6 protein-coding genes and 1 pseudogene are annotated in these 6,220 nt (G+C 71.8%); 3 read left to right on the top strand and 4 right to left on the bottom strand.

The window, feature by feature from the left end; translation table 11 throughout:
• Both VFB40_RS13945 and VFB40_RS13940 read right to left on the bottom strand, forming a co-directional pair.
• Positions 1-555 (bottom strand): annotated as a pseudogene (locus VFB40_RS13945) (tetratricopeptide repeat protein); the annotation flags it as partial.
• Between the two features lie 6 nt (positions 556-561).
• Positions 562-2,403, bottom strand: coding sequence for an HSP90 family protein (locus tag VFB40_RS13940; protein WP_324850702.1), 1,842 nt, complete (start codon positions 2,401-2,403; stop codon positions 562-564).
• 79 nt (positions 2,404-2,482) lie between these two features.
• Here VFB40_RS13940 and VFB40_RS13935 point away from each other — a divergent pair, with 79 nt between their 5' ends.
• The gene (locus VFB40_RS13935; RefSeq protein WP_324850699.1) at positions 2,483-2,938 is read left to right on the top strand and encodes an Lrp/AsnC family transcriptional regulator; all 456 of its coding nucleotides are present in this window, start codon (positions 2,483-2,485) and stop codon (positions 2,936-2,938) included.
• 46 nt (positions 2,939-2,984) lie between these two features.
• Here the strand turns inward: VFB40_RS13935 and VFB40_RS13930 are convergent, their stop codons facing one another.
• Positions 2,985-3,197: a hypothetical protein gene (locus VFB40_RS13930; protein WP_324850697.1), complete on the bottom strand. Its 213-nt coding sequence runs from the start codon at positions 3,195-3,197 to the stop codon at positions 2,985-2,987.
• 87 nt (positions 3,198-3,284) lie between these two features.
• On the opposite strand from VFB40_RS13930, the gene VFB40_RS13925 reads away from it, so the two are divergent.
• On the top strand, positions 3,285-4,031 hold the full coding sequence (locus VFB40_RS13925; protein ID WP_324850695.1) for an SIR2 family NAD-dependent protein deacylase: 747 nt from the start codon (positions 3,285-3,287) through the stop codon (positions 4,029-4,031).
• 42 nt (positions 4,032-4,073) lie between these two features.
• Here the strand turns inward: VFB40_RS13925 and VFB40_RS13920 are convergent, their stop codons facing one another.
• Complete coding sequence (locus VFB40_RS13920; protein WP_324850693.1) at positions 4,074-4,979, bottom strand: LysR family transcriptional regulator; 906 nt, start codon at positions 4,977-4,979, stop codon at positions 4,074-4,076.
• 169 nt (positions 4,980-5,148) lie between these two features.
• Here VFB40_RS13920 and VFB40_RS13915 point away from each other — a divergent pair, with 169 nt between their 5' ends.
• Positions 5,149-6,213 carry an FUSC family protein gene (locus tag VFB40_RS13915; protein WP_324850691.1) on the top strand — a complete coding sequence of 355 codons (1,065 nt, stop codon included), beginning with the start codon at positions 5,149-5,151 and terminating at the stop codon, positions 6,211-6,213.
• Positions 6,214-6,220: the final 7 nt, after the last annotated feature.

Raw genomic sequence — 6,220 nt, 5'->3', positions numbered from 1 at the left:
GCCGTTGAACGCGTGCCACCAGCCCTGGTCTCCGGCCTCGCAGGCGTTGCAGTCCGCCATCGCGTCGCGCGGCGCGTCGAGCCAGGCCTCGAATTCGCGCTCGGCCACCGCCGCCTGCCCGGTGGCGCTGGCCAGCCGGTGCCGGCCCATGTGCACCGGACGCGGCGAGTGGCCGGCCTGCCGGTACCGCGACTCCATCTCGGTCAGCCAGCCGGTGATCGAGGCCAGCGACACCTCAGGCACCCGCAGCATCCCGCCGGTCGCCCACTTGAAGTACCAGAACAGGCTGTGCCGGCGCCGCGCGTCGAACGCCCCGGAGTCCCGGTCCCAGAGCCGCAGCAGCCGGGCGAACGGCACCAGCAGCTTCGACTGCTCCGCGCAGTATTCGTAAGCGTTGATCACGTCGAGCAGCGCCTGTGCGTAGAGCGGGGCGTCGCCGGCCGCCTCGGCCGCTTCCACCAGGTACTCCGCGCGGGCCACCTTGACCGGCCCGTTCGGGTTCTGCGCGTTCTCGGCCAGTGCCGCCCAGATCTCCGCCGAGGTCATCGCGGGCATCGCGACTCAGACCTCGTCCCCGGCGCGCGCGGCCAGCGACGCCCAGGCGAGCAGGTCGCCGAAGGCCCGGTTGAGCAGCGCGGTATCGCTCGGGCGCAGCGGCCGGTGGGTCATCAGCAACGCCTGGCCGTACAGCGCCTCGACCGCCGTGTTCAGCAGCGTCCGGTCGGTTATGCCGCTCAGCCGCCGGACCACCGGGCTGTGGTGGTTCAGCACCAGCTGAGCACGCGGCGCCGACGACTTGAGCGCGCCGAGGATCTCGGCCCACAGCTCGTCCGCCGCCGCCTCGGTCTCCGCGCGGGTCCGCTCGTAGCGGGCCTCGCGGTTGTCGAGGTGCAGCGCGGGCACCGACACCGGGGCGAAGGCGCGCAGCACCACGTCGCAGTCCAACGGGTCGAGGGTGGCCCGCGCCGCAGCCAGGAAGCCGGCCAGGGCCAGCTCCTCGGCCGGGTCCACCAGATCGAGGTGCGCGGTGACCACGTCCGCGCCGAGTTCGCCGACCACCGTGCCGGGGATGACCTGCGGCAGCTGCTCGACCAGGTCCGCGTCGTAGGTGTAGCCGCCGTTGACCACCCCGATGCCCTGCGCCGCCGCGATCGGCGCGACCTGCCGGAACTCGTCCACGGTCCGGGCCAGGTGGATGCTCGGGTGGTTGCGGGCGAACTCGGTCAGCGGCACCCGGCCGTCGGTGGTCTCGAAGTCCAGGAACGGCAGCATGATGCGCAGCAGTTCCCGGTCGTGCCGCGCCATCGCCTTGACGCCCAGGGCGTGCACGCTGAGGAAGGTGGCCAGCCGGGTCGGATCCTGCGCCGCCAGATCGGTCAGCCAGTCGCGTATCCGGACGCCGAGCGCCTCGCGCACCGCCGAGAGCGTTTCGTCCTCGTACAGGCCTTCGCGCGACGCGGTCGGCCGAAGTGTGTCCGTGTCGATGATGCAGCGCACGAAGAACGCCCACTCCGGCAGCAGCCCGGTCGTCGCGTCCGAGAGCAGCATGCCCTTCAGGTGCACGCGATGCCGACCTGCTTCCGCCGGATTCGCCGCCGACGGCAGCACGTAGGCCACCCCGCGCACGCCGGCCAGCGGTACGTTCAGCTCGATCACGTCGAGGGCGGTGAAGCCGAGGGCCCGCTCGCCGTAGTCGAACAGGGCCAGGCGGCGGGCGGCCGGCGAGACGTGGTCGCGGTCCCAGACCGGCGGGCTGTCGGTGGTGCGCACGGCGCCGTCCGGCGTCTCCACCACGACCTGGTAGGGCAGCAGCGCGCCGTAGTCCCTGGCCAGCGCGGCCACCCGGTCCGGCGCGAACCACCGCTCGGCGCCCGGACGGGGTGTCAGCTCCACGGTGGTGCCGGGCTCCGGGCGCGCCGCCGGGTCGAGCGCGCGGATCGTGTACCGGCCGTCCGAGGTGGCCAGCCACTCCACCGGCGGCGCGTCCGGGGCGGCCGCGGAGCGGGTCGTCACCCGAATGGTGTCGGCGACGGTGAAGCAGGCCAGCAGCCCGATGCCGAACTGGCCGAGGAACTCGCGCCGCGCCCCGGCCAGGTCGTCGCGCTTGGAGGAGCGGCCGATGGTGGCCAGGAAGCGGTGCACGTCCGCCTCGGTCAGCCCGATGCCCGGATCCTCGATGCGCACCGAGGCCCCGTCCGCGACCAGGCGGATGCCGGTCGGCGCCGCCGGATCGGTGCCCAGCCGCGCCGTCACCGCGTCCACCGCGTTCTGCAGCAGCTCGCGCACGTAGATGCGCGGCGAGGAGTAAAGGTGGTGCGACAGGAGGTCGACCAGCCCGCGCAGGTCGACCTGGAACGCGTGCGCGTCGGCCAGGGGCGGGTCGGTCAGCGGGTTTTCCGGCATGCGGCTGATCGTAGGGGAGCCTTGTGACATGCGCGGCCTTGTTTCGAATACTACTGCCCGAACCCGTTACCGTTGGGGGATGGAGGAGATCGACCGGCAGATCGTCCGGCTGCTGCTGGCCGACGGGCGGATGAGCTACACCGACCTCGGCAAGGCCACCGGGCTGTCCACCTCGGCCGCGCACCAGCGGGTGCGCCGGCTGGAGCAGCGCGGGGTGATCAAGGGCTACCGTGCCGTGGTGGACGCCGAGGCGATCGGCCTGCCGTTGACCGCGTTCATCTCCGTCAAGCCGTTCGACCCGGCCGCGCCGGACGACGTGCCGGACCGGCTCAAGGGCCTGAGCGAGATCGAGTCCTGCCACTCGGTCGCCGGCGACGAGAACTACATCCTCAAGGTGCACGTCGCGACGCCCGGCGCGCTGGAGGGGCTGCTGGCCAGGATCCGCTCGGCCGCGAACGTCTCGACCCGCACCACGATCGTGCTGTCCACCTCGTTCGACGGCCGCCTGCCCGACCTGCCGGATCCGCTCGGCTGATCACGCGGCCGATCACAAAGCCAGCCCGATCACAAAGTCAGCCCGATCACAAAGTCAGCACCGTCGGCACGAAGAGGATGCCGCCCCACAGCACCAGCAGCGCCCCGCCGATCCGGGAGCGGCGGTCGTTCTTCAGGATGATCAGACCGAGCCCCAGGGCGAGCAGCGCCAGTCCGACGATGATCGTGCCGCCGGTGTCCGAGTCGTGGATCGGCTGGCCGTATGGGGAATCGGCGAAATACGCGGCGAGCGCGCTCATGCATTCACTGTCGCAGAGTCCTGGTCGCACGCCTAGCCCTGGAAACTCGCCGCCCGTTCATCCGGGCTGCTTGTAAGGTGAGGCGGCATGGACGACTGGCGGCGGCGTACCGGACCGATCGCCGTGCTCACCGGCGCGGGTATCTCGACCGACTCCGGAATCCCGGACTTCCGCGGGCCTCAGGGCGTCTGGACCCGCAACCCGATCGCCGAGCTGAGCGCGAACTACCAGGACTATCTGATCGACCCTCAGCTGCGGGAGCGCTCCTGGCTGGCGCGGCGGGACAATCCCGCGTGGCAGGCCGAGCCGAACGCCGGGCATCGGGCACTGGTGGATCTGGAGCGCTCGGGCAGGTCTGTTCGCATCCTGACCCAGAACATCGACCGGCTGCACCACCGGGCCGGCTCAAGCGAGCGCCGGGTGCTCGAACTGCACGGCAACATGTTCGAGGTGGTCTGCGTCTCCTGCGGCGCCCGGGTCACGATGCGCGAGACGCTGGAGCGCGTCGCCGCCGGTGAGCCGGATCCGGCCTGCCTGCGCTGCGGCGGCGTCCTCAAGTCTGCGACGATCATGTTCGGGCAGGCGCTAGACGAGGAAGTGATCGGCCAGGCCGCCGTGTATGCCCAGGTGTGCGAGATCTTCCTGGCGGTGGGCACCTCGCTGCGCGTGCACCCGGCCGCGGGGCTCTGCGAGGTGGCCGTCGATTCGGGCGCCGACCTGGTGATCATCAACAACGAGCCGACGCCGTACGACGACCTGGCCAGCGAGGTCATCCGCGAGCCGATCTCGCAGGCGCTGCCGCGCATCGTCGCAGAGCTCAGCGCTACGGCCTGACAGCTCGTCCCGCGGCGCCGCCACCGCGGACCGGATCCGCGACTACGGCAGCTGCGGCGCGAGTGCGAGCACTGACTCTCGGAAAGCCGTCACCGCCGGGGACGCCCAGCGGTCCTCCCGCCAAACCAGGCCGAGCACGCGTGTGCCGCCCGTCCCGGCCAGCGGGACGTACCGCAGCCACGGGTCTCCAGCCTGGTCGATGCCGCCGTCGTACGTACGCGCACGCGGCAGAACCGCCACGCCGAGTCCGACCGCGACCATTCCGCGCAGCGTCGCCACGTCATCGCCCTCGAACGCGACCGTCGGGGCGATGCCGGCCTCGCGCCACAGCTCCTCGGTGGATTCACGCAGACCGGTGCCCGGTTTGTTGGCTACGAAGGTCTCCGCCGCCGCTTCGGCCAGGCGTACCCGTTGCCGCCGCGCGAATCGATGCTCCACCGGGACGGCCAGGTACAGCTGTTCGCGGCGCAGCGGCCGCCAGACGAGCCGCGGGCCGTCCGGGCGCGGCGAGGTGATCACCAGGTCCACCTCGCCTCGCTCGAGGGCGGCCAGATTGGTCGCCGAGCCGCCCTGGATCAGGTGGAAGCGCACGCCCGGGTACTGCGCGCGGAAGGAGAGCAGCAGGCGCGGTACCAGCCACGGCCCGACGGTGTGGAGGAACGCCATCGCCACCGTGCCGGATTCGGGACTGGCCAGCTCCGCGACCGCCCGCCGCCCGGCTTCGAGCTCCCGCAGCACCCGGCGGGCGTGGGCGAGGAACGCCTCGCCGTAGCGGTTGAGGGCGAGGACGCGGCCCTTGCGGTCGAACAGCGGCGCGCCGAGCTCCTGCTCCAGCCGGGCCAGCGCCCGGGACAGCCCCGGCTGCGACAAGCCGAGCTCGGCCGCCGCACGCCCGACGTTCCCCGTCTCGCACAGCACGGTGAACCAGCGCAACTCCTCGATCTGCATCCCTGAATTCTTACATGCGGAAAACGCATGGAAAAGGTGATCTCAGGTTATTGGACGCATCAGGCCTGCGTGAGTCACCATGGAACCGCCTCGACCGCGTCCCACCCGGGACGCGGCGGGGACGGCCCGAAGACGCGTCGCCCGTCCGTAGCACTGCCGGGGGAGGGCCGTGTCCACCTACAGCGAAACCGTTCGCGAACTTCGATCCCCGGGCCGGATCGCCCAAGCGCCGCGCTCCGCGCTGGCCCCGATGCGCGGCATCCGCCTCGCATTCGGCGTGATGCTGCCGCTCGCACTCGGCGCATGCCTTGGCCGGTACGACTACGGCGTCTACGCGGCTCTCGGTGCCCTACCGTCTGGGTTCGCGGCGATGCTCGGCGAGGGCCGAAAGAAGCCGACCGCCGTCGCACTCGCCTCAGTCGGCATGGCGCTGGGGACGTTCGTCGGCGCCCTTGCCGCCAACACCCCGGCGCTGCTCGTTCTGTTCATCGCGGCTTTCGCCTACGCGGCCGGAATCGGCGGCGCGTTCAGCGACCGGGTGGCCATCGCCGCGCTCCAGTGGCCGGGCGCGCTGCTCATCGCCACCTCCACGCCGGACACACCCCGCCAAGCCGCCGTGCGTGCGGGGTTCGTTCTCGCCGGCGGGCTCTTCCAGGCCGCACTCGTCGCGCTCGCCGTCCACGCGGAACGGACGGCCACCGACGCCGCGTCAGCGCCCCTTCCTCGTCGCGGCGCCCGCGAATTCGCCGCTCACCTGGCCGCCACGATTCGCGCCCACGTCGGCTTCAGCACGCACCACGGCCAGCACGCGCTGCGGCTCGCGGTCACCGCGGCCATCGCGCAGAGCGCCGCGCTGCTGCTCGGCCTCGCGCACCCATACTGGGCCGCACTGACCGCCGTGCTGGTACTCAAGACAGAGCACGTACTCACCGTGCGCCGCGCGCTCGACCGCATCGGTGGCACCGCGGTCGGCATCCTGCTCGGCCTGCCGCTCGCCGCGCTCGCCCACTTCGGTCCCGCCGCGCTGCTGATCGGCGCGGGCGTCGCGATCACGCTCGGGTACACCGTCTTCGCGGCGAACTACTTCCTCTACTCGGTGTTCCTCACCGGATTCGTAGTCGTATTGCTCGATCTGCTCGGGTTCGGCGCGGGCCAAACGGTCGTCCCCCGGCTGCTTGCGACCCTGCTCGGCGGGACCATCGCCCTGGTCGCCTCACACGCCCGCCCCTCCTAAGCTGAGT

It is taken from the genome of Actinocrinis sp., assembly GCF_035650855.1.
Classification (GTDB): domain Bacteria; phylum Actinomycetota; class Actinomycetes; order Streptomycetales; family Catenulisporaceae; genus Actinocrinis.
Note: the sequence above shows the minus strand (reverse complement) of the source record. Positions and strands in the feature narration are given on the sequence as shown.